Raw genomic sequence first — 23187 nt, 5'->3', positions numbered from 1 at the left:
AATTATTATGAGCGCTGCAGTACCAGACCATATATGTCGCCAGAGCTGGCTCGCCTCGGTCACGTCGCGCTCGAAACGCCCGACCTCGAGGGATCGCTCGACTTCTTCGTCGACGCGGTCGGATTCGAGGAAGTCGAACGCGAGGGAGACACCGCGTATCTGCGTGCGGTCGACGAGTTCGATCACCACTCGATCGCCCTCTCGGAAGCCGAGGAAGCCGGCGTCGGCCACGTCGGCTGGCAGACGCGGAAGCCGGAGTACCTCGGGGAGTTCGAGACGGTCCTCGAAGACCAGGGCATCGAGGTGACCTGGGTGGACGCCGGCAAGGAGGCCGGGCAGGGCGAGGCGTTCCGGTTCACGACCCCGACGGGCCACGAGTTCGAGTTCTACTACGAAATGGAGAAGCCGGATCCGCCGGCCGAGCGGCGCTCGAAGCTCAAGAACAAGACGTACGACCGGACCACGACCAACGCGATCGCTCCGCGGCGGATCGATCACGTCCAGTTGTGGGACCCCGACGCGAACGACTTCCGCGCGTGGCTCACGGAGGCGCTGAACTTCCGCGTCCAGGAGCGCTACAACCGCACTGACGGCTCGCGGTGGGGGACGTTCCTCAGCGCGAACGGCAACAAGATCGAGGCCGCCGTGATCGAAGACGAGGAGGCGGCTATGGGGCCCGCGCTCCACCACATCGCGTACAAGGTGCCCTCTGCGGACGACCTCTTCGACGCGCACGACGCGATGAACGAACACGGCATCCCGACCGACGGGATCGGGCAGCACTCGATCTCCCGCGGGAAGTTCCTCTACGTGCGGGATCCGGTCAGCGGTCACCGCATCGAGTTCAACGCCGGCGGGTACGTCGTCTTCGACCCCGATTGGGACACGATCGAGTGGGAGGAGGGCGACCTCGAGGACCGCCAGTGGATCGGGCAGATCGAGTCGAAGGCACGCGTCGAGTACTGAGTCACGGCACGCGTGGCACAATCCGCGGTACGTCACCGAACTGGCTGTCGAACGATCAGCCGGGCGCTGCGCTGGCCGATCAGTACGCCAGCACGTCTTCGATGGCCGCCGCGATCCGCGGCGGGTGCGGGATGTAGTAATCCTCCATCGACAGCAGTGGGACGGGGATGTCGTAGCCGGTGACCCGTTCGACCGGCGCCTCCAGGTACATCAGCGCCTCGTCGTTGAGCGTGCCGACGATCTCGCCGGCCCACCCGCCGCTGTAGGGGGCCTCGTGGACGACGGCGCAGCGGCCCGTCTTCTGCACCGACGCGACGACAGTCTCGCGGTCCATCGGCGAGATCGTCCGGAGGTCGATCACCTCCACGTCGGCGTCGATTCGGTCGACCGCTTCGAGGGTCTTCTGCATCATCGCGCCCCAGGAGATCACCGTGATGTCCTCGCCCTCTCGCCGGACGGCGGCCTCGCCGATCGGGACCTCGTAGTCCTCGTCGGGGACGTCCTCCCGGATGGACCGATAGATGTGCTTGGGTTCCATAAACAGCACCGGGTCGGGGCTCCGGATCGCGGATTTGAGCAGCCCCTTCGTGTCGTAGGGGGTGCTCGGGATCACGACCCGGAGGCCCGGCACGTGGGCGTACGCGCCCTCCAGGCTCTCGGAGTGATGTTCGAGCGCACGGATGCCGGCCCCGTACGGCGTCCGGACGACCATCGGCGCGCTCCACTGCCCGCGCGTCCGCCAGCGCATCCGGCTGGCGTGCGTCACGAGTTGGTCGAACGCCGGCGGGAGGAACCCCGAGAACTGGATCTCGGCGACCGGGCGGAGCCCGAACACCGCGAGGCCGACCGCACCGCCGGTGATGGCGATCTCCGATAGCGGTGTGTCGACGACGCGGTCGCCGCCGAACTGCTCTTTCAGGCCCTCGGTGGCCCGGAAGACCCCACCGGTCTCGGCGACGTCCTCGCCGAAGACGACCACCCGGTCGTCTCGGTCCATCTCTTCGGTCAGCGCCATATTGATGGCGTTGATGATTGTCTCAGCCATCGGTCACCCCTTGGGTCGCCGCTCGATGTACGCTTCGAGGTCGTCCAGTTCGGCCAGCTCCCGCTCCATCTCGTCGAGTTGTTCCTGGAGGATCGGCGGGAGGTCGTCGTAGACGTACTCGAACAGTTCGTCCACGTCGCGTGGGCCGTACTCGTCTGCGGCCTCGACGGCGGCGGAGAACTCCTCGTCGACCTCCGCGACGAGTGCGTCCTTGTCGACTTCGTCCCAGAGCCCCTTGGATTTGAGGAACGATTCGTAGCGCTCGATCGGGTCGCGCTCGAGCCACTCCTCGACCGCGTCGCGCTCGCGGTACTCCGTGGGATCGTCGCTGGTCGAGTGCCCCTCGGTGCGATACGTCAGCGCCTCGAAGAGGACCGGATGGCCCGCGCGGGCGAGTTTCCGGGCTTCGCGCATCGCGTCGTACACCGCCAGCACGTCGTTGCCGTCGGCGCGGATGCCGTGGACGCCGTAGCCGAGGCCCCGCTGGGCGATGGTGTTGGCGTTGGTCTGCTTCTCGAAGGGCGTCGAGATCGCCCACTGGTTGTTCTGACAGTAGAAGATCGCCGGCGCGTCGAGGACGCCCGCGAAGTTGACAGCCTCGTGGAATGCACCGGTGCTCGTCGCACCGTCGCCGAAGTGGGCCGTCACGACGCTGTCGCTGTCGGTGAGGTTCATCCCCCAACCGATCCCGGTCGTCATCGGGAGGTAGCCACCGACCGAGATGCCGATCATACAGTTCTGCTCGGTCAGGAACCGCTGTGCGTCCTCGACGCCGCGCCAGAAGAGGATGATGTCCCGCAGCGAAACGTCGCGGAGGAGCATCGCGCTCGTCTCCCGCCCCATCCCCAGGAGCCAGTCGCCGTCCTGGAGGGCGTAGCCGCTCCCGACGATACTGGCCTCGTGGCCGCGGCTGGAGCCGACCGTTCCCATCTGGCCCCGCCGCTGGAGTTTGATCATCCGCTCGGCGTAGCGCTTCTCGACGAGCATCCAGCGGTACAGATCCAAGAACTCCTCGTCGGCCAGATCCGGGACGTCGGCGGAATCGTACGTCCCGTCCTCGTCGATGATCTGGTAGGTCTCGACTGGGAGGTCCTCCTGAGAGATCCAGGGGGCGTCGAGATCGACCGCCGCCTCCGATGTGTTCGGTGCCATATCCCGTTCGTACCCGGGTCAACCGCAGGCCGGCTAATAAGTATACCGCACTTTCGTCTATGATAGATCTCGGTCCCCGGACCCCTCCACCGGTAGAAATTTAAATCAAAATTCGATAAGAATTCGAACGATGACGCCCGACGTCACGCTGGAGAGGCCACACACCGCCGCCACGGGGGGAAGAGAAAGCCGATGATCGACGTCGAGAGTGAGACCGTCGTCGACTGCGACTGGCACTATCAGGACTCGTTCAAGGAAGTCGCCGAGTATATGCCCGAGCCCTGGCGGACCAAGTACAACGATAGCTTCTGGGAGGACAGCGGCGTCACTCAGGCGCTCAGTTCGTTCTTTCCGACGTCGACGGGCGACAGACAAAATTACGGGAAAGTCCTTCGAGAACACTCGAACTACCCCGACGCTCCCGAGGACCCCGAGCGCGTCACCGAAGGGATGGACTTCCTCGACGTCGACATCTCCGTGCAAATCTCGCATCTGATCCTCGCGATGGGCGGGGTAACCGCCGACGACGAGCGCGTCCAGGCCTTCACCAAGGGCTACATCGAATACATGCTCGATCAGGTGTTGGATCCCGATGCGGGCATCTACGGCCTCGCGCCGATGCCATACGGCGACGTCGAGGCCTCCCTCGACATCCTAGAGCGGGTCGAAGACGAGGAGGCCTACGTCGGGGCGTGTTTCGTGACCGCCGGGGCGAGTCCGCCGCTCGGCAACCGCAAGTACGACCCGATCTACGAGCGCTGCGAGCAACTCGACTTCCCCGTCGTGTATCATACCGGCGGGTCGGGCCTCGACGAGTACGTCCGGGCCGGCTACCAGGAGATGATCGAGACGCACACGCTCGGGTTCCTGGAGTCGAATATGTCCCAGATCGTCAGCGTCGCCTGCCAGGGCGTCCCCGAGAAGTACCCCGACCTCGACATCGTCTTTATGGAATCCGGCGTCACCTACATCCCCGGATTGGTGAGTCGGCTCGACGAGGAGTACCTCAAGCGCCCCGAGGAAGCGCCTCTCTTGGAGACCCGCCCCAGCGAGTACATCACTGACTTCTACTTCGGGACCCAACCACTGGAAGTCTCCGCGCGGCCTGACCTCTTGGAGTTGTGCTTCGATATGATCGGGACTGACCGGCTCCTGTACGCCTCTGATTATCCACACTGGGACTTCGACAGCCCCTCGATCATCAACGAACTCTCGATGCTGGAAGACGCCGACCGCCGGGCGATTCTCGGCGGGAACGCGATCGAGGTATTCGGGGTCTGAGTATCGATCCTAATTCTGCAGCGGCCGCCGTTTCTGTCGGTACCGGCGACTGAAGCGCGAAGAAACGGGATTCCACGGGGGGACGGGGACGCGTGCCGATCAGCTCTCTGGGATGTACTCGTTGGTCGCGTACTGGGTCACGTCGAAGCTCTCCTCGACGAACCCGAGGTCGACCAACTGGTCCATCGTGAACTGGAGTCGGTCCGTATCGATCGTCAGATCCTGTCGGTAGTAGTCGTTGTTAGTGAGGAAGAAGCCGTCCACGAGTGGTTCGGGGAGTTCGAAGTACTCGGCGGCCAGCGAGACGACCTCGTCGCGGTTGTCGTAGGCGTAGTTGACCATCTCGCGGAAGTCCTCACCCCACGCACCGATGGCGTCACCTTTCTCGTCGAGGGCGTTGTTCGAGGCCACCGTGTACGCGAACGGGTACGCCTGCTCCCAGGTGTCCTGGCTGGAGTAGACCTCGGTGAAACCCTCGCCGCGGGCCGAGACGGCGAAGATGGCCGGGAAAGTCCCGCAGTCGATCCGCCCGTCGTTGATCGCGGAGACGAACGTCGGGAACGGCAGTTCGACGATCTCGGCGTCGCTCTCCGGATCGAGTCCGAGCTGCTGCATCTGCTTGACGATCAGGGCGTGGACTCCGGTGCCGGTGGCGTTGACGCCGATGGTGGCCCCCTCCAGATCCTCGGGTTCCTGAACGTCGGAGTCAGGACCCGAGAACACCGTAATGCCGTACCACTCCGGATGCGCGTCCCAGAAGTCGGTCGCGATCATCGAGATGTTCCCCGGGACCGCTTCCTGGCGGACGGCGGAGGCGTAACTCACCGTCGACAGGAGCGCCATATCGACGTTGCCGGCCGCCATCGAGTTGAGCGAATCCGGCGTGCTCTGGTCCCGCTGTACCTCCAGTTCGTACGCCGAGCCAAGGTTCGAGAGCTGCTCTTGGATCTCGGGGATCGCGAACAGCGAGGCGATGTTCTCGACCGGGACGGTGAACGCCAGCGTGAGCGGTGGGGTCTCGCCGCCAATGACGCCGGAACAGCCGGCCAACCCGGAAACGCCGATTGTACCGAGCGCGGCACCGGTCTTGAGGAACGATCGACGGTCTCGAAGTGTCATAATAAACTATCCCATATCAGAGGTATTTAATTGTTTTGGATATTTTCGAGGAGCCCGAGACGAAACAGGCGTCGTCGTCCGGGTACCTGGGGCGCGGTGGTCCCCCGCAGTCGGGTCGCCGCCGTCGGCGGGCGTTCAGCTATCCTCTTCGACTTCGCTGTAATCGAGGTCGAGGTCTTCGGCCGAGGGATTCAGGTGGCCGCCACCGTCGACTTCGAGAATCGTCCCGTCGATGAATTCCGAGAGGTCAGAGACCAGATAGAGCACGCCGTTGGCGACGTCTTCGGGTTCGACGAAGCGTCCCATCGGCCCGCGGGGACTGCCGCCCGGACAGAGCGCGTTCACCCGGATATCGGGGCCGAGGTCGCGCGCCGCGTGCTTCGTCAGGCCGATCAGCCCCCACTTGGAGGCAGTGTAACTCGGGTTCCCGTTGACCGTGACGTTGCGGCCGGCCATCGAGGAGATGTTCACGATCCGGCCGTTACCGTGCTCCAACATCCCGGGCATCACGGCCTTCGAGCAGTTGAACGGTCCCGTGAGATTGAGATCGAGCCCGAACTGCCAGGCCTCCTGGTCGATCTCCTGGAACGTTTCACCGCCACTCCCACCGGCGTTGTTGACGAGGATCTCGACGCTGCCGAATCGCTCTTCGGCGGCGGCGACCATCTCCTCGACTGACTCGCGATCGGTCACGTCGCACTCGACGAACAGCGTCTCGACGCCCTCCTGGGCGAGGTCGTCTGCGACGCCCTGGCCCTTCTCGGTTTGAACGTCGACCACGACGACGTTCGCGCCGGCCTCGCCGAGCCGGGTGGCGGTCTCGGCTCCGAAGCCTTGAGCTGCACCTGTCACGATCGCAGTCTCTCCCGAGAGATCGATCATAGCCTGCCATCCAGCGGAACTGTCTTGAATCCTGTGAATGTGTCACCTGCCCCCAGCCGATAGGCGATTATCGGGCGGGGCCCCAGGAGCGATGGAGCCGCCTCACGGCTCGATCAGTATCTTCACTTCGCCGCTCTCGCTGTCGCCGAGCGCCTCGAACCCGCTGGTGATCTCCTCGAGGTCGAGCCGGGACGTGACGAGGGCGTCGCCGTCCAGTTCGTCCCGGGCGAGCATCTCGTAGATCTGCCCGAACTCCCGGCCGGCCAGCGGTCCCGTCTCGTAGGCAGCCGACCCGGTGATCGTTCGCTCGTGGTTGACGACGTGCATCGGATCGATCTCGACGTCGCCTTTGAACACGCCCAAGACGGTCGTATTGCCCCCGGCGCTCGTGGCCGTGATCGCGTCGTTCAGCGCCGATTCGCTGCCGGCGACCTCGAATGAGACGTCCGCGCCGCCATCGGTCAGTTCGCGAACTCGCGCACCGAGGTCGGTTGCGCTCGGATCCACGACCGCGTCGGCACCGCTTTCGCGAGCCAGTTCGCGACGCGCCTCCCGGTGTCCCGAGGCGATGATCGGGCGAGCGCCCGCGGCCGCCGCGAGTTGGACCAGCGCGAGTCCGATCGGCCCCATCCCGATTATAACCGCCGAATCGCCCGGCTGGAGCGGCGAGCGCAGCAGTCCGTGGTACGCGACGGTGAACGGCTCCGCGACTGCAGCGTCGGCAGGGGAGAGCGAGTCCGGGAGCGGAAGCACGTTCCCAGCGGGGGCGACGACCTGCTCGGCGTACGCACCCGGGCGCTGGGCGCCGATGACTTCGAGGTTCTCACAGCGGTTGTACGCTCCCTCGTCGCACCACCGACACGCTTCACAGGCGACAAGCGGGTTCACACCGACCTCGCTGCCGGGTTCGATGTCGACCTCGTCGCCGACGGCAGCCACCCGCCCGCCGAACTCGTGACCCATCGTGTACGGCAGGGAGTCGTCGTACCGCGGCCCGTGGAGGTACTCGCTGAGATCTGACCCGCAGATCCCGCAGGCCCCGACGTCGATCAGGACTTCACCGGGCCCCGGCGTCGGCGCTTGGATGTCTTCGATTCGAAGGTCTCTGTTTCCGTAGTAACGTGCTGCGTCCATCTCGCCCCCACCTGCTCGGGCGGCGATAATAAATTGTGGTCCAGGTGGGACGTCTCTCGAATCGCGACGGACCGACACCAACATTAATGTACGATTGCTCGCTGGTATACATTCACGTAGATGTACGAGTACGTGATCGTCGGTGGCGGGAGCGCGGGGTGTACCCTGGCTCACCGGCTGACCGAAGACGACGACGTCGAGGTGCTGCTGCTGGAGGCCGGAGAGCCTGCCTCCGACAACGAGGCAGTGAAAGATCCCTCCCGCGTCTGGGAGCTGATGGAATCGGAACTCGACTGGGCGTTCAAGACCGAACCCCAAGCACAGATGCACGATCGCCGGATCGACTGGCCCCGCGGGAAGGCCCTCGGCGGGTCGAGTATGATCAACGGGATGGCGTACATCCGCGGTCATCCCGACGATTACGACACCTGGGCCGAACTCGGCAACGACGGCTGGAGCTACGACGACCTGCTCCCGTACTTCAAGCGGTCCGAAAACTTCCAGGCCAGGGGAGAGATGGCGTACCACGGCACCGACGGCCCGCTCTCGATCACTCGCGGCGACAACCCGGACGACCTCACCCCCAGTGAGTTCTCCGAACAGTTGATCGAGGCCGCACAGGAGGCCGGGATGGAGCGGAACCTGGACTTCAACGGCGAACAGCAGGCCGGCGTCGGCTGGTATCACTCCACGATGCAGGACGGCGAGCGTCACAGCGCGGCCAAGGCGTTCATCGAACCGGTGCTCGACCGCCCGAACCTCACAGTCGAGACCGGTGCACACGTCACCGAACTCACTTTCGAGGGCGACCGGGCGACCGGAGCGGTCTATGAGTCCGACGGGCAGGAACACGAAGTCACGGTCGCCGAGGGCGGTGAGGTCGTGATGGCGGCCGGGGCGATCCAGTCCCCGCAGTTGTTGCTGCTCTCGGGGATCGGTCCCGCCGACCACCTCGAGGACCACGGGATCGACGTCCGTGCAGACCTCCCGGGCGTCGGCCGGAACCTCCAGGACCACCTCCGCGTCAACGTCGCATACGAGACGACCGAAGACATCACGCCACGCGATCCCGAGGACCAGCCTGAGACCGGCCCCCGCTACGACCGCGTCCTGACAGGGGCGTTCGAGCGCTCGTCTGCGGACCTCCCGGCGCCGGACATCCAGTACGGCCTCTCGGCCGGACTCGACCCCGAGAACCCGACGGAGGGCTTCTCGATCGCCGCGCTCCCGCTTCGGCCGTCGAGTCGGGGTCGCATCACGCTGGCCTCGACGGATCCCTACGAGGATCCGATCATCGACCCACAGTTGCTTACGACCGAGAAGGACCGGGCGGACATCGTCACGGCGATCCGTCGCGCTCGGCGTATCGCCCAGGCTGACGCCCTCGACGACGTTCGCGGCGAGGAAGTCCGACCCGGTCCCGACGTCCAGTCCGACGAGGAGATCTTCGCGTACTGCGGGGAGATCGCTGAGTCCGGCTACCACCCGGTCGGGACCTGCAAGATGGGAGACGACGAGTTGGCCGTCGTCGACGACGAGCTTCGCGTCCACGGCGTCGAGGGACTGCGCGTCATCGACGCCTCGATTATGCCCAACCTGATCAGCGGGAACACGAACGCGCCCACCATCGCCATCGCCGAGAAGGGCGCAGATCTGCTGAAAGAAGCACGCTGAGGACCGGACGCAGTCCCTGGCACTGCCGTCCGCTATGCTCCGGCTTCTCTGTACCAGGGCTTCGCCGTGCGGTAGTTCCCGACAGCTTCCGGGAGCGGATCCACTCACAGACGGTCGCCGCCGGCGTGACCCTGCTCAACTGTCCGTTGCTAACCGCTCTCGCAGCGCCGCCAGCGCCTCGGGATTCTCCATCGACGAGAGGTCGCCGGGGTCCTCGTCCTGGGCCAGCGACCTGACGGCACGGCGGATGATCTTGCCCGACTGCGTGCGCGGGAGGTCGTCGACGAAGTAGATGGCCCGCGGGCGGAAGGGTTTGCCCTGCTCGCGGCCGACGAGTTCGCGAAGATCCGCGGCCAGCGCGTCGTCGGCTTCGGCGTCCGGATCCGGGATGACGAAGGCCTCGACGGCCGTGCCTGTGGTCTCGTCCGGGACGCCGACCACTGCAGCCTGCGTGACGGCGTCGTGTTCGGCGAGGACGCCCTCGATCTCTGCGGGCCCGACCTTCCGACCGGCGACGTTGAGCGCGTCGTCGGCTCGCCCGTGGAGGAACCAGAAGCCGTCTTCGTCTCGCTGCGCCCAGTCGCCGTGGTCCCAGAGGTCCTCCCACGTCGACCAGTACTCCTCGAGGTAGCGCTCGTCGCCGCTCCAGAGGCTCTTCGTCATCGAGGGGCAGGAGTCGCGGGCGACCAGATACCCGCGCTCGTGGTCGTCGGCGACGCTGTTGCCGTCGGCGTCGACGACGTCGACGTCCATCCCCGGGCCGGGGCTCCCGAGCGAACAGGGCTTCAGCGACTGCGTCGGCATCGGCAGCAGGAAACAGCCCATAATTTCGGTCCCGCCGGAAATGTTGATGATCGGACACGCCTCGTCGCCGACGGCCTCGTAGAACCACTCCCAGGACTCCCGGTCCCACGGTTCGCCCGTCGAACCCAACAGTCGCAGGCTCGAGAGGTCGTGCTTCTCGACCCAGTGATCGCCGTGTTCGCGCAGCGCTCGGATCGCCGTCGGCGAGATGCCGAACTGCGTGAGGTCGTGCCGGTCGATCATCTCCCAGAAGCGGTCCGGCTCGGGGTGGTCCGGCGCGCCCTCGTACATAAACACGGTCCCGCCGAACGCGTGGGTCCCGATGAGCGTCCACGGGCCCATCATCCAGCCGATATCGCTCACCCAGAAGAACCGGTCATCCGGCTGGAGATCGAACCCGAAGTGGAGTTCCTTCGCCGGCTGGACCAGCGATCCCGCGTGCGTGTGAACGATTCCTTTCGGCTCTCCGGTCGTCCCCGAAGAGTACAGGAGCATCGACTCCTGATCGGACGGGAGCGACTTCGACTCGTAGGCGTCGGCGGCGCTCCCGACGGCGTCCTCCCACCACGCGTCGCGGTTCGGATTCCACGGAACGTCCGCGTCGGACTCTTCCCCCCTCGAGCCGAGACGATCGTAGACGACCACGTCCTCGACGTGGCCGGTCTCCGCAATCGCCGCGTCGGCGGCGTCCTTGAGCGTGAGTTCGTCGCCCCGCCGGTAGAAGCCGTCGCCGGTAAACAGCACGGAACACTCGCTGTCCTCGATGCGCGTCGCCGTCGCGTCGACGCCGAACCCCGAGAAGATCGGTACCGCGATCGCGCCGACTTTGAAGCACCCATAGAGGATCGAGGTGACTTCCGGGACCATCGGCATATACAGGCCGACTGTGTCGCCGGTACCGATCCCGACAGATTCGAGATAGTTCGCGACGCGGTTCGATTGCGCGTGTAGTTCCGCGAAGGTGATCTCGCGGACCTCGCCCGGTTCACCCTCCCAGACGATGGCGTTCTCGTCGGCCCGGTCGCCCTCGGCATATCGATCGAGGACGTTGTGAGCGATGTTCAGGCGGCCGCCCGGATACCAGTCGGTGAACTGTGGGCCGTCGGTGTCGTCGCGGACGGCGTCGTACGGCTCGTCGAATTCCAGATCGAGGTAGTCGACGAGTTCGTCCCAGAACCACTCGACGCCGGCGTCGTCGCGGTCGTGCTGTCCCGTCGTCCGCGCGAGGAATTCCTCGTGGTCGTCGATGTCGTGGGCCTGCATAAACGCCCAGACGTTCGTCGACTCGATCCACTCCTGTGTCGGTTCGTGAACGACCGGGAACTGATCGGGGGATCGGGCAGTCATCTCGGTGGCGAAAGGTGTCCGACGGAAGTGTGATAACTCTTCGCATTCGACCGCTAACCCGGACGAACGGCGTCGTGCGTGCAGGGAGACGATCTCGGATCGTGGACGTCCGGCCGAATGCTCCGAATGGAACGCCGTCGAGGGGTGGTGGGATTACCTCCAGGGGGGTTTACGCCCCGTCGTACTCCAACTCGCTCGACGCTGGAACACCATATCCCACGAGCACTGGGCACGACACTGACCCGGCCGTCTGACCGTCTTGTCCTGGTGAAGAGCCCCCTACTGAGTATCAAACGGAAACAGTCTCCGGATGGTCCCTCACAGGCGTTGCGGTGCAAGCAGCGATTCGACGTTCTCGGAGAAGATCTTTCGTTTGGTCCGTTCGGGAACGTCCCACTCTTCGATCGTCGGAATCGTCGTCTCCAGCCACTTGGTCCCTCCACCTGGCCCGTAGGGGACGTCGGCGCCGAACAGGATGTTGTCCTCGCCGAAGAACTCCAGCCCACTCGCTAGCGTGTGGGTGAGCCCACGGCTGCTGACCGCAGTGTCGGCGTACACCCGGTCGAAGTACGCGTCGATCGGCTCCGACAGCGCCTGGATGCTCTCCGCACCAGTGTAGGCGTCGCCGTACTCCTGGCGGGTCTCGACCCACGATCGCATCCGCTCTTCGAGGTACGGCAGGACGCCTCCGAGGTGGTGGGTGACGATTTCGAGGTTCTCGAACCGGTCGAGGACGCCGCTGAACACCAGGCGGCCGATCGCCAGGCCGGTGTCGAAGGGCCACCCCATCATCGCGTACAGCCAGTAGTCATCCGCGTCGAGGTCGGGGTACCACTCCGAGTCCAGGGGGTGAATCCAGATGGGAACGTCGGCGTCGTCGACGGCCGCGTAGAACGCGTCGAAGTCGTCGTGGTCAAGCGGCTTGCCGTTCGCGTTCGTGAAGATCTGGATGCCGGCCAGATCGAGGTCGTTCACGCACCGCTCGAACTCGTCGACGTACTCGCCGGTGAGGAACGGGACGGTCCCGACGGGGACGAACCGATCGGGGTCCGTGTCGGCGTAGCGCCGGACCTCGTCGTTCGCGAGCCGCGTCGCCTCGATGCCGTCGGCGGGATCGACATTCGGCCAGATCCGCTGGCCGGTCATCGTGATCACCTGCTTGTCGACGCCGATCCGGTCCAGATGGTCGATCCGCTCGTCGACGTTCTCGTGGTACAGCAGGTTCGGCTTGTGCTTGCCGTGCGAGGGGTCGAGATCGAGAAACGCCTCCTCGACCTCCCGGGTGAAGACGTGTGAGTACGCATCGATTCGGTTGCGCATTGGACCGGGGTTCGCCAGCAGTAGACAAAAATTTTCATAATATATTATATATGATACATCTGCGTACCACCTGAGCGTCCCCACTCGTGGTGTTGGACGGGACTGGCACTCGACAGAACGGATGACTGAAGAATCATCACAGGAGCCCCACGCAGTGCCTCGGACAGAGATGATCCGATCGAGTTCGAACCCGGCGGCTCGAAGGCAGCCTCCGGCAATGCCGTCGACACAGGCGACTCCGGCGTCACCGTCCGGAACGCCGCGTTTCGCTGCAACACGGAACTCAACGACAGCGCCGACGGCATCGTCGCGAACAACACACCCGTCACCACCGCCAGGCCGGTGTGCGTCAGGCGGCCGCTGGCCGCGCTTCTTTGCGAGCGGTGTCGATACCCGTCTGCTGCGGGGACGGGGACGACGAGATGGCGACAGATCTCGCGGAGAGCGAAGCGGTCGAGGGTGGGACAACCCGTCACACTCCCCATCCGCGATGCTGGAGCTGAACGTCTCAGGGTCTCGACGATCGAGGACGTCTCCTGCTTTCCCGAACTGTCTGCGCGATGCCGCCGCCGCACTTTCGGGCCGGTGACCCGCTTGCGACTACGCGTTCTTTTTCTCACGGTAACAGCAATTTGGCCACCGCCGCGATGGGTTTATTATGGTTGATTACATGGGTTGAACGAGGTGTACGGGAACACGCTGCACCCCTCGTCGGGAAGGCGTTCATCCGGACACGGTACGAAGGTGACATTATGAGCGCAGAATCACCGGACGACGACGGTATCGACCGACGAACATACCTGGCAGCGCTAAGCGCGACCGCGGCGGCGGGCCTCGCGGGCTGTGGCGGCGGTGGCGGCGGCAGCAGCGACGACGACGGTGGCGACAGCGGCGGTGACGGGACCACCAGCGGCAGCGAGCAGGACCTCGGCGAGCGCGTTCCGACGGTCTCGATCGGGGCACTCGGCGGTGTGGCGGGCGCCTCAAACATCGAGCAAGCCAACCTCCACATCCGTGACCAGCTGGAGTCCGTCCTCGGTGTCCCCTCGGAGGTGACGGTCAAGGAGCTAACCACGTACTGGAACGAGGTGTACAACGACGCCCGGACGTTCAGTTTCAGCGTCGACCTCAGCCCGCCGTTCCCCAGCTTCCTGGATCCGGACAACCTCATTGGGCCGTTCCACATCTCGTTCGCGGGCACGAACGGGAAGCCTAACACGAGCAACTACGCGAACTGCGAGTACTCGCGGAAGGTCGACGCACAGCGCGCGGCGTCGAATCCGGACGAGCGCGAGACGCTGGTCAACGAGGCAACAGCCATCGCGAGCGAGGAAGTGACCCCGATCACCCTCGTGACGAACACGGTGGCGGGCGTCTATCGCACCGACCAGGTCGATGCGAGCGGTATCGGCACCGCGGGTGTCGCGGCACGGAACCCCGAGTTCCTCTGGGAGTCCGAACCCATCAACGGGGCGGACAAGCTCCTCGTGAATATGACGCCGGGGAACATCCCCAGCGTCGTCTACCAGAACACCCGGCCGGCGACGCCCTGGGTCGGGACGGTGTACATGCCTCTCATCTACCGGGACAAGGACTACGAACTCGCCCCCGGTGCCGCGGAGAGCTGGGACGTCGAGGACAGCTTCCAGACCTTCACATTCAACCTCCGGGAGGGGATGACGTTCCACAACGGCGATCCGATCACGTCTGAAGACGTGAAGTGGACACTCAACTGGCTCAACGACAACTCCGACTCCCTGTCGTCGATCAACTCCTTCCCCTACGAGTCCATCGAGACGCCCGACGACACGACCGTCGTCGTCAATATGGAGAGCCCCCAGCCGCCGTACATCAACGCCTTCATTCCGAACTGGAGCGGCATCCTCCCCAAGGACGTGTGGGTCGAGGCCGGCGCCGAAGAGAATCCCAAGGACCCGGACCTCGATGAGATCATCGGCTCGGGGCCCTACCAGGTCGACAGCTACCAGCCCCGACAGCTTCTCGCGCTCTCCCAGTACGACGACCACTGGATCGAAACCAACGGCGGTGTCACGTTCCGGGGCTACTCCGACCGACAGACCGCCCGCCGGGCCTTCGAGGAGGGCAGTCTGAACGTGCTCATCAACAGTACGACGGACACGAACGAGCAGATCAAGCAGTCGCTCGGCGATACCGCGGAGGTCGTCACCGGGGAGGCGTTCACCTCCTGGGAAGTGCGCACCCAGCACTCTTTCGCCCCCTCGATGTTTACGGAGTTCCGTCACGCCGTCTCCCAGGCGATCAACCGCCAGCGGATGCTGAGCATCCTGAACAGTGGCAATGGGAGCACGGAACTGTACTCCTCGTTCATCGGAAAGACCCACCCGTGGCGTCCGCCGGAGGATATGCTCACGCAGATCGCGGACAGCCCGCAGGCGAACCCCGAAACCGCCAAGCAGATCCTGCGCGACGAGGGGTGGGGATGGGACGACGACGGCCGGCTCCGATACCCGGCTGATAAGGACCTCACGCCGCGCTGGCCCGAGGACTCCTCGCCGTGTGAAAACCCCGACGACTTCCCCTGCCTCCCCGAGCTCTGCGAGTGACCTGACCGCAAGGACAAACCGATCGTCTCGCTCGTCCGTTTCGCGGTATTTTTTCTCCGTTCCGCGGGAAAGATGTTTATCCGTGCCACGATACCCCCGTGTATGAGCACCAGTACCGACCCTGAGGAACTCTACGAACTGCTTCGGGAGGAAGGGCTATTCGAGGAGTCGGCGGAGAACCTCCGGTTTACCGACGCGTTCCGTCAGGCCCGGGACGAGTGCCGGGAGCGCGTGGCAGACCTCGACGACGAGACGTTCCGGGAGCAGGTCGAAGGATACGTCGACGGCACCGACTTCGACGTCGAAGAAATCGACAGGCGCACGCTCGGGGACGCCATAGCCGTCTGGGAAACGTGTGACAGCCTCGACCAAGCGACCAGCGTCCACGTCGCCCTCTCGCTCGAACGGACCGAAACAGCGGACGGGGACCCGAACCTTCCCGCCGGGTTCGTCGCCCTCTCGGGCGAGGAGATCGCACCGTTTACGCAGAGCCAGCCCGCCTCCGTCCTCTACTTCTGGCGGAAGGACTGCGAGCCCTGTGCGGCAGTCCGCGAGGACCTCTCTGCCCTCCGCCACGACGGGGCCATTCCGGAGTCGGTCGGCCTCGGCGCCGTCTACGGGCCCGACAACGTCGAGTTGCTCCGCGAGGAGTACGAGGTCGGTGCCGCGCCGACGGTCCTCTTCTTCTCGGGTTCGACCGTCGAGTCCCGGTTCGTGGGCAACCCCGGCATCGACGCGTTGCGCCAAGAGATCGCCCTCCTCGTCGAAGACATCGAGACGTAGCGCGGGCCGTCAGTCAGCGCGGCGGACCGCTCGAAACCGTGCCTCCGCGCGACGGTGTCTGGCGCTCGTCACCCTCACTATTGGAAAGAGTTATGTCCTCCTACAAGTATGAATGCGTCATGAGGGACCATGATACTTAGTAGCATCAGCAGGATAACGGACCACTATCTGCTCCGCAACCTCCGCTCGTCACTGCGACTGTACCTCTCGGACAGGCTCACCGTCGCGTTCCTCCTCGGGTTCCTGTTCGTGCTGTTCCTCGCGCTGTTCGGACCGTCCATCGCCCCCTATCAGCCAGACGAGATATTCTTCGCTGAGAGCGGTGGCGTCCTCGAACTCCAGCCGCCGTCGGTCGAGCACCCGCTCGGCACCACCTCACGAGGACAAGACGTGTTCAGCCGTCTCCTGTACGGGGCGCGTCCGACGCTGTTCACCGGCCTCCTTGGCGGTGCGCTCGTCGTCACTATCGGCGTCGCCATCGGCGTCAGCGCGGGGTACTACGGCGGCCGCGTCGACGACATCCTCATGCGTGTCACGGACTTCGCATTCGGCATTCCCCTCATCCCGACCGCGATCGTCCTCGCGGCGTACTTCGGCGTCGGCACCTGGACGACCATCCTCATCATCGGGTGCCTGCTGTGGCGGAACAACGCCCGCGTCTTCCGGTCACAGGTCCTCCAGATACGCGAACGGGAACACGTCCGGGCAGCCCAGATGCTCGGGGCGAGCGACCGGTACATCATCACCCGGCACATCCTCCCGAACCTCGGTGGAATGATCGTCCTCTTCTTCTCGCTGGGGACCGGTCTCACGATCATCATCAGCGCGTCGCTGGCCTTCATCGGGTTCGCTGATCTGGGCGTCCCCTCCTGGGGGCTGATGCTTCGCAACGCCTACAACTCGGGGTACATCGCCTCGGCGTGGTGGTGGTCGTTCACCTCCGGGTTCGCAATCTCGCTGACCGTGCTGTGCATCTTTATGCTCGGCCGCGGCTACGAGCGCGTGCACGAAACAAACGTCTCCGAATTCGGTGGCTAATATGACGGAACCACTCCTCGAGATCGAAGGCCTAGACATCACGTATCAGACGAACAGCGGCGATCTCCGCGCGGTCACGGACGCTTCGATCAGCATCGACCCCAACGAGTACTTCGGGCTGGTCGGAGAGAGCGGCTGCGGGAAGTCGACGCTCGCACAGGCGGTCACGAACTCGCTGGACGCCAACGGGGGGATCACCGACGGGACGGTCAAGTACCGCGGCGAGGAGATCCAAGACCTCTCCGAGAAGGAGTACAACGAGAAGATACGCTGGAAGGAGATCGCCGTGATTCCCCAGTCGGCGATGAACAGCCTCAATCCCCTCGCGCGCATCAGCGAGCAGGCCATCGAGGTCGCGGAGGCACACACCGACTGGTCGGAGGAGAAGGCCGTCAACAAGCTCAAAGAGCTGTTCGACGTCGTCGGCCTCCCCGAATCGCGGGTCCACGACTACCCCCACCAGTTCTCCGGCGGGATGAAACAGCGGGCCATCATCGCCTTCTCGCTCCTGCTCGAACCCTCGATGATCATCGCGGACGAGCCCACGACGGCGCTCGACGTGATTATGCAGGACCAGTTCCTCAAACACCTCGACGAACTGCGGGAGATACGGGACTTCAGCCTGCTGTTCATCACCCACGACATCGCCGTCGTCTTCGAGATGTGTAACTCGATGGCGGTGATGCACGGCGGACAGATCGCCGAGCAGGGATCGACAGAGGCCCTCTTCGACGAGTCCCGTCACCCCTACACGACGCTCCTCCAGCGGGCGTTCCCCGACATCCGGTACCCCAATCGGAAACTCGAAGGCATCGAGGGGACTCCCCCCTCGCTTCAGGAGGAAGAGGTCGATTTCTGTACGTTCGCGGACCGCTGCCCGTGGGCGGAACGTGAATGCTGGGAGGGGGCACCGCCCCTCGAAGACGTGCCCGACAACGACGATGACCACGAGGTCGCCTGCATCCGGAGCGACGAGATGGAAGAACTCGCCGCTGAATACCTCAGCGAGCGCGATCAGACGGGCGGGGCCGCGGGCGAGAACCCAATCGCGAAGGGCGCCTCGGCGGACGCCGACCGGGGCGGTGACGAAGAGACCGTCCTCGAACTGGACGGCCTCCACAAGCACTTCGATCAGTCGACCAACATCATCGACAGCATCAAGTCCCGATTCTTCGGCGAGGAGGACGAACCGGTCCGGGCCGTCGACGGAGTCGACCTCGAACTGAAGAGCAACCAGATCCAAGGCGTCATCGGTGAGAGTGGCTGTGGGAAGTCGACGCTGCTCCAGACGATTATGGGGAAGTACCCCCCCACCGACGGCGAGATACTGTTCGATGGCGACCCGGTCTCCGAGTTCGATAAGAGCGACTGGAAGGAGTTCCGCCGGCGGGTCCAGATCATCCTCCAGGACCCCTTCAACACCCTCAATCCGCACTTCACGGTCCGGGAGACGCTGATGGAGCCCCTGCGCATCCACAATATGGAGCGCAGCGAGGAACGGGTCCTGGACATCCTCGAACAGGTGCGGCTCACGCCCGCCGAGCAGTACATCGACCGGAGCGAGTCACAGCTCTCCGGGGGTGAGAAACAGCGAGTCGCCATCGCCCGCGCGCTCATCCTCGAACCGGACGTCATCCTGGCCGACGAGCCGGTGTCGATGCTCGACGTGTCGACCCAGGCGTCGGTCCTCGACCTGCTCAACGACCTGACCAACGAGTACGGCGTATCGATGTTGTACATCTCTCACGACCTCTCGACGGTCTCGTACGTCTGTGACCGGGTCAACGTGATGTACCTCGGCCGCCTGGTCGAGAGCGCGCCGACGATGGAACTCCTCAACGAGGCCAAGCACCCCTACACCAGGTCGCTGTTGCAGGCCATCCCAGTGCCCGACCCGCACCACAAGCGGGAGTGGGCGGAACTGCCCGGAACGCCGGGCGATGCGACGGACCTCCCCGGGGGTTGTCGGTTCAAGGACCGGTGTCCCGACCGGATGGACATCTGCGACACGAAACCGGCCTACGTCGACGTCGACGGCGACGACCACCAGACGGCCTGCCACCTTCACTACGACCACGAGGAGTACGCCGAGGTCGAGAAGGTCGCCGACGCGCCTGCGGCCGCCATCAGCGACGGGGGTGAGCAGCGATGAGTCAACTCTACTACTACGCCAGGCGGATGGTGGTGTCGATACTGCTGGTGTTCGCCATCGCCACGTTCCTGTTCTTCTCCTTCCGGTTGATGCCGGGAGACTACGCGACGCTCCTCCTCCAGCAGGGGGCGTCGCCAGAACAGGTCGAGGCGGTCCGCGAGGCGTGGGGCCTCGATGAACCCATCTACATCCAGTACCTGACGTGGATGGGCAATATGCTCACCGGAAACGCCGGGATGTCCCGACAGTTCAGCAAGCCGGTCATCGACGTCGTCGCGCCCGCGCTGCGCAACTCGATGATCCTGGCCCTGCCCGGCGTCCTGACGGCCTTCGTCATCGGCTCGCTGTACGGCGCCCTGCTCGGAACCAACCCCGGGAGCACTCTCGAGAAGTACGGGATCATCCCGCCGAACATCATCGGGACGACGCCGGACTTCTTCATCGGCATCCTGCTGATCGCTATCTTCTCGTCGGCCCTGGGTTGGTTCCCATCAGGCAGTATCGCGTCGATCGAGGTCGTGACCAACAACCCCGGATGGCAGATATACCTCACCGAGAGCTTCTGGTACCACTACACGCTGCCGTTCGTCACGGTCGTTATCAAGTATATGTACTACCCCACGCTGGTGATGCGGGGGAGCGTCGTCGAGGTCCGCAACCAGGAGTTCGCCGTCTATCAGCGGCTCCTGGGCCTCGGTAGGTGGACCCGGTTCCGGCACGTGATGGAACACGCCTCCCTGCCGGTCATCACGGTCCTGCCGGCGGTGACCGCCACCTCCATCAGCGGACTGGTCCTCATCGAGATCGTCTTCAACTGGCCCGGTATTGGACAACTGTTGCTCACCTCGGTGTTCGCGCGCGACACGCCGGTCATCCAGTTTATGTTCCTCATCATCGCCATCTGGATCGTGGCTGGGAACTTCCTGGTCGACATCTTCTACACCATCATCGACCCGCGCATCACCATCGAGGGCGAATAGCCTCGACGTCGGATCTCTCTCTTCCGCACCTCACTCGTTCTCTGTCCGTGGATCACGAGGAAGCAATCGGAGACTGTCGAGCGAGACGCACACCGCGGAAGTGGTGCAATCGGTCGGAACGCGAATCGCGGACGTGCTGCGGTCAATCGAAATGCGAATCGCGGACGTCCTGCGGTCGAACGGCACAGTCACGTGACTCTGGTCTCGTTGTCGACCGACTCGCATCCCTCTTCGAAGACTATCGCGTCGGCGACGGTGTGATCCGCGACGTCTTCGATCGTGAAACAGCTCTCGTCGACGTATGCCGTGACGAGTCCGGCCCTCGTGTCGTCCGTACTCGGTGACGGGCGTGCAGCCCGTCTGGGACTCGTCGATCTGGCAGTATTGTCGCTGTGGTGCCGAGCGATCGACGACCGGCCGGCCTCAGAGGTTCAGCATCTCTCGGGTCTCTTCGGTCGAGGCGATCGGGCGGTCAAGCTGGTCGGCGATCGCGGCAGTGCGCTCGACCAGTTGTGCGTTGCTCTCGACGAGTTCGCCCTTCCGGAAGTAGACGTTGTCCTCCATCCCCACGCGGACGTGGCCGCCGAGGATCATCGCCATCGTGGTGAGCGGCAGTTGGTGGCGACCGATCGCCATACACTGCCACTCCGCTCCGTCCGGGAGGTTGTCGATCAGATTGATCAGATTTCGCGGCTCCGGAATCGTCCCCGTCTGCATCCCGAGGATCAGCGTGGTCCAGAACGGCTCTTCGAGCATCTCCTCGTCGACGAGGTGGTGCACCTCTGTGAGGTGCCCGGGACCGAACACCTCGAGTTCGGGCTTGACGTTGTGGTCGTGCATCCGGCGGACGTACTCCTCGTTCTGCACGCGGGTGTTTATCGCGACCGTGTCACCGCGGGTGTTGAGCGGGCCGAGGTCGACCGTCGCGAGGTCGGGTGTCGGTTCGGTCTCCAGTACCGGGCGGATGCGTCCCTCGCGGTCGTTGCCGCCGCCGGTGGTGAAGTTCACGATGATGTCGTCACACCGCTCGTCGATGATCTCGCGGAGTTCCTGGAACTTCGCCGGATCCTTGGTCGGGTCGCCGTTCTCGTCGCGTGCGTGAACGTGGACGATCGACGCGCCGGCTTCCTCGCACGCCCGGACGTCAGCGGCGATCTCTTCGGGTTGTTCGGGGAGGTTCGGGTTCGCCTCCTTGCCGTGCATCCCGCCCGTGGGAGCGACACTGATGATTACCGGTTTCTCGAAGTAGTCCGCGTATCCCTGATAGGCCATCGACAACTGCTTTCGGCCGGGTTGGTAATAATTTTTCTCTACAGACGGGTCAGTCCGCCCCCGCCCGGGCCCTGGCGACGCCGGCGCGGCCGATCTCCTTCCACCGATCCGAGCGGTACCGGCCCCAGTTGATCGCGGCTCGGGCGTAGATGTCCGCCCAGACGGAGACGTAGACCGCGGTCAGTCCCAGCCCCAGTCCCGGCGCGATCGACACCCCGAGGAGACCGACGGTGACGCTGCCCGACAGCGCCAGCGCCGCGATCGGGAGGCGGATCAGGTAGTTGCCGATCAGCGACGCGTAGAACGGGATTCGGGTGTCGCCCGCACCCCGAAGCGCGCCCTGGAAGGTGCGACTGATGCTGAAGCCGACGACCGCGGCGCTGAAGACGTAGATGAACGTCACCGTGAGTCCAACGTCGTCTGCGCCGAAGAGCAGCGCCAGCGGGCGTGCGCCGACGACGATCAGCGATCCGAGAATGACGCCCGTGGCGAGCGAGATCCTGACGCTTTGCCACCCGTACCGCTCTGCGGACGCATCGTCTTCGTCGCCCAGCGCCTGTCCGACGAGCGTGCTCGACGCCGTGGCGTAGCCCCACGCCGGCATCCGCGCCAGGGTCACGATCCGCCGGCCGATCGCGTAGGCGGCGACGACGTTCGTTCCCAGCGTTCCGAGGATGAACAGGAAGGGGAATCGCGCCGCGATCGTCGCGAGTTGGGAGCCCGAAACCGGGAGGCTCACTCGGACGATCTCGCGCATAATCGAGCGATCGACGTGCGGCCCCGAGAGCGACAGTTCGAGGCCGTACCGTCCGGAGAAGAACGCGGCGGTAAAGAGCGCCGCCTGGAGGACGTTCGCGACCGTCGTGCCGATTGCAGCCCCCGCGATCCCGAGGGCCGGGACCGGTCCGAGACCGAAGATGAGCACGGCGTTCACTGCGGTGTTCACGGGGAGCGAACTGGTCCTGATGTACATCGGCGTTCGCGTGTTCCCGACGCCGGCGAGCGCGCGGGAGGCGACGATGGTCCAGAAGTGAAACGGCGTCGAGATCATCAGCAGCTTCAGGTACGTTCCCCCCAGTTCGATGACTGCCGGATCGTCGGTCAGCACGTCGATCAACGGCGCGGGCCAGACCCACCCCACGACAGCGAACGGCGTCGATAGACAGAGCGTCAGCCACAGCGACTGCTCCAGGGCAAGGTTCGCCCGGGCCGACTCGCCGGCGCCGGTGAACCGGGACACGATGCTGATGGTCCCGCTCGCGAGCGCGAGGCCGATCCCCAGCGTGAGGAGGCTGTACTGGAAGCCGAACTGGAGGGCAGCGACCGCCGCCGCACCGAGGGCGAGGCTCACCATAAAGAAGTCGACGGTCCGAACGAGCGTCCGGAGGCTGCCGGTGACGATCACCGGGACCGCGAGGTCGAAGATCTCCTCGCCCATCTCGCGGTCGAGGATGCCGAGGCGCGCCAGCGCCCCCGGATACGCATCCAGGGCTGAGCGCACCTCCTCGCGAAGTGTGCTGCGCACGACTCTGGCTGACGATACAGGGCGGTAAATAGCTTGGTCTCGCCGCCCCCGGAGCCAAGATTTAGACGACCGTCCCCAGTAGCCGTCGTATGGTGCAGGTGACCGCGAGGGCCACGCGGCGATGAACA

17 protein-coding genes are annotated in these 23187 nt (G+C 64.7%); 8 read left to right on the top strand and 9 right to left on the bottom strand.

Features of this window, described 5'->3' with window-relative positions:
* Window positions 1–33 precede the first annotated feature (33 nt).
* On the top strand, window positions 34–966 hold the full coding sequence (locus BLU74_RS08075; protein WP_089766759.1) for a VOC family protein: 933 nt from the start codon (window positions 34–36) through the stop codon (window positions 964–966).
* 79 nt (window positions 967–1045) lie between these two features.
* Here BLU74_RS08075 and BLU74_RS08070 read toward each other — a convergent pair whose 3' ends face one another.
* Both BLU74_RS08070 and BLU74_RS08065 read right to left on the bottom strand, forming a co-directional pair.
* Window positions 1046–2011, bottom strand: a complete 966-nt coding sequence (locus BLU74_RS08070; protein WP_089766758.1) for an alpha-ketoacid dehydrogenase subunit beta — start codon at window positions 2009–2011, stop codon at window positions 1046–1048.
* A gap of 3 nt (window positions 2012–2014) precedes the next feature.
* On the bottom strand, window positions 2015–3163 hold the full coding sequence (locus BLU74_RS08065; RefSeq protein ID WP_089766757.1) for a thiamine pyrophosphate-dependent enzyme: 1149 nt from the start codon (window positions 3161–3163) through the stop codon (window positions 2015–2017).
* Between the two features lie 192 nt (window positions 3164–3355).
* On the opposite strand from BLU74_RS08065, the gene BLU74_RS08060 reads away from it, so the two are divergent.
* Window positions 3356–4444, top strand: a complete 1089-nt coding sequence (locus BLU74_RS08060) for an amidohydrolase family protein (protein ID WP_089766756.1) — start codon at window positions 3356–3358, stop codon at window positions 4442–4444.
* 99 nt (window positions 4445–4543) lie between these two features.
* Here the strand turns inward: BLU74_RS08060 and BLU74_RS08055 are convergent, their stop codons facing one another.
* The 3 genes from BLU74_RS08055 to BLU74_RS08045 all read right to left on the bottom strand — a co-directional run bounded on the left by BLU74_RS08055 (window position 4544) and on the right by BLU74_RS08045 (window position 7579).
* Window positions 4544–5563, bottom strand: coding sequence for an ABC transporter substrate-binding protein (locus tag BLU74_RS08055; RefSeq protein ID WP_089766755.1), 1020 nt, complete (start codon window positions 5561–5563; stop codon window positions 4544–4546).
* Between the two features lie 135 nt (window positions 5564–5698).
* Complete coding sequence (locus BLU74_RS08050) at window positions 5699–6445, bottom strand: SDR family NAD(P)-dependent oxidoreductase (RefSeq protein WP_089766754.1); 747 nt, start codon at window positions 6443–6445, stop codon at window positions 5699–5701.
* Between the two features lie 102 nt (window positions 6446–6547).
* Window positions 6548–7579, bottom strand: coding sequence for a zinc-dependent alcohol dehydrogenase (locus BLU74_RS08045; protein ID WP_175454598.1), 1032 nt, complete (start codon window positions 7577–7579; stop codon window positions 6548–6550).
* Between the two features lie 120 nt (window positions 7580–7699).
* Between BLU74_RS08045 and BLU74_RS08040 the strand changes: the two genes are divergently transcribed.
* A complete protein-coding gene (locus BLU74_RS08040; RefSeq protein WP_089766752.1) occupies window positions 7700–9253 on the top strand; it encodes a GMC family oxidoreductase in 1554 nt (517 codons plus the stop codon).
* A gap of 135 nt (window positions 9254–9388) precedes the next feature.
* On the opposite strand, the gene BLU74_RS08035 is transcribed toward BLU74_RS08040, so the two are convergent.
* Entirely contained in the window at window positions 9389–11404 is a 2016-nt protein-coding gene (locus BLU74_RS08035) for an AMP-binding protein (RefSeq protein WP_089766751.1), read from the bottom strand.
* Between the two features lie 318 nt (window positions 11405–11722).
* On the bottom strand, window positions 11723–12724 hold the full coding sequence (locus BLU74_RS08030; RefSeq protein WP_089766750.1) for an amidohydrolase family protein: 1002 nt from the start codon (window positions 12722–12724) through the stop codon (window positions 11723–11725).
* Between the two features lie 752 nt (window positions 12725–13476).
* Between BLU74_RS08030 and BLU74_RS08020 the strand changes: the two genes are divergently transcribed.
* The 5 genes from BLU74_RS08020 to BLU74_RS08000 all read left to right on the top strand — a co-directional run bounded on the left by BLU74_RS08020 (window position 13477) and on the right by BLU74_RS08000 (window position 20262).
* Entirely contained in the window at window positions 13477–15309 is a 1833-nt protein-coding gene (locus tag BLU74_RS08020; protein ID WP_175454597.1) for an ABC transporter substrate-binding protein, read from the top strand.
* A 102-nt stretch (window positions 15310–15411) separates the two neighbouring features.
* Complete coding sequence (locus BLU74_RS08015) at window positions 15412–16092, top strand: thioredoxin domain-containing protein (RefSeq protein WP_089766747.1); 681 nt, start codon at window positions 15412–15414, stop codon at window positions 16090–16092.
* A gap of 129 nt (window positions 16093–16221) precedes the next feature.
* Window positions 16222–17130: an ABC transporter permease gene (locus BLU74_RS08010; RefSeq protein ID WP_089766746.1), complete on the top strand. Its 909-nt coding sequence runs from the start codon at window positions 16222–16224 to the stop codon at window positions 17128–17130.
* A 1-nt stretch (window position 17131) separates the two neighbouring features.
* Window positions 17132–19282: an ABC transporter ATP-binding protein gene (locus BLU74_RS08005; RefSeq protein ID WP_089766745.1), complete on the top strand. Its 2151-nt coding sequence runs from the start codon at window positions 17132–17134 to the stop codon at window positions 19280–19282.
* Window positions 19279–20262 (top strand): ABC transporter permease, encoded by a 984-nt coding sequence (locus BLU74_RS08000; RefSeq protein WP_089766744.1) that lies wholly within the window; start codon window positions 19279–19281, stop codon window positions 20260–20262. Before BLU74_RS08005 ends, BLU74_RS08000 begins: the two co-directional genes overlap by 4 nt.
* A gap of 423 nt (window positions 20263–20685) precedes the next feature.
* Here BLU74_RS08000 and BLU74_RS07995 read toward each other — a convergent pair whose 3' ends face one another.
* Complete coding sequence (locus BLU74_RS07995; RefSeq protein WP_089766743.1) at window positions 20686–21534, bottom strand: beta-keto acid cleavage family enzyme; 849 nt, start codon at window positions 21532–21534, stop codon at window positions 20686–20688.
* Between the two features lie 49 nt (window positions 21535–21583).
* Window positions 21584–23059 carry an MATE family efflux transporter gene (locus BLU74_RS07990; RefSeq protein WP_245705761.1) on the bottom strand — a complete coding sequence of 492 codons (1476 nt, stop codon included), beginning with the start codon at window positions 23057–23059 and terminating at the stop codon, window positions 21584–21586.
* Window positions 23060–23187: the final 128 nt, after the last annotated feature.

It is taken from the genome of Halobellus clavatus, assembly GCF_900107195.1.
Classification (GTDB): domain Archaea; phylum Halobacteriota; class Halobacteria; order Halobacteriales; family Haloferacaceae; genus Haloquadratum; species Haloquadratum clavatum.
The sequence above is the reverse complement of the archived record's forward strand: the minus strand, read 5'-3'. Positions and strand labels throughout refer to the sequence as shown.

Coding starts and splice junctions, on each gene's coding strand:
- BLU74_RS08040 (WP_089766752.1), top strand. CDS start 7,700: ATGTACGAGTACGTGATCGTCGGTGGCGGGAGCGCGGGGTGTACCCTG.
- BLU74_RS08020 (WP_175454597.1), top strand. CDS start 13,477: ATGAGCGCAGAATCACCGGACGACGACGGTATCGACCGACGAACATAC.
- BLU74_RS08010 (WP_089766746.1), top strand. CDS start 16,222: ATGATACTTAGTAGCATCAGCAGGATAACGGACCACTATCTGCTCCGC.
- BLU74_RS08000 (WP_089766744.1), top strand. CDS start 19,279: ATGAGTCAACTCTACTACTACGCCAGGCGGATGGTGGTGTCGATACTG.
- BLU74_RS08065 (WP_089766757.1), bottom strand. CDS start 3,163: ATGGCACCGAACACATCGGAGGCGGCGGTCGATCTCGACGCCCCCTGG.
- BLU74_RS08045 (WP_175454598.1), bottom strand. CDS start 7,579: ATGGACGCAGCACGTTACTACGGAAACAGAGACCTTCGAATCGAAGAC.
- BLU74_RS08060 (WP_089766756.1), top strand. CDS start 3,356: ATGATCGACGTCGAGAGTGAGACCGTCGTCGACTGCGACTGGCACTAT.
- BLU74_RS08055 (WP_089766755.1), bottom strand. CDS start 5,563: ATGACACTTCGAGACCGTCGATCGTTCCTCAAGACCGGTGCCGCGCTC.
- BLU74_RS08070 (WP_089766758.1), bottom strand. CDS start 2,011: ATGGCTGAGACAATCATCAACGCCATCAATATGGCGCTGACCGAAGAG.
- BLU74_RS08005 (WP_089766745.1), top strand. CDS start 17,132: ATGACGGAACCACTCCTCGAGATCGAAGGCCTAGACATCACGTATCAG.
- BLU74_RS08050 (WP_089766754.1), bottom strand. CDS start 6,445: ATGATCGATCTCTCGGGAGAGACTGCGATCGTGACAGGTGCAGCTCAA.
- BLU74_RS08030 (WP_089766750.1), bottom strand. CDS start 12,724: ATGCGCAACCGAATCGATGCGTACTCACACGTCTTCACCCGGGAGGTC.
- BLU74_RS08015 (WP_089766747.1), top strand. CDS start 15,412: ATGAGCACCAGTACCGACCCTGAGGAACTCTACGAACTGCTTCGGGAG.
- BLU74_RS08075 (WP_089766759.1), top strand. CDS start 34: ATGTCGCCAGAGCTGGCTCGCCTCGGTCACGTCGCGCTCGAAACGCCC.
- BLU74_RS07995 (WP_089766743.1), bottom strand. CDS start 21,534: ATGGCCTATCAGGGATACGCGGACTACTTCGAGAAACCGGTAATCATC.
- BLU74_RS08035 (WP_089766751.1), bottom strand. CDS start 11,404: ATGACTGCCCGATCCCCCGATCAGTTCCCGGTCGTTCACGAACCGACA.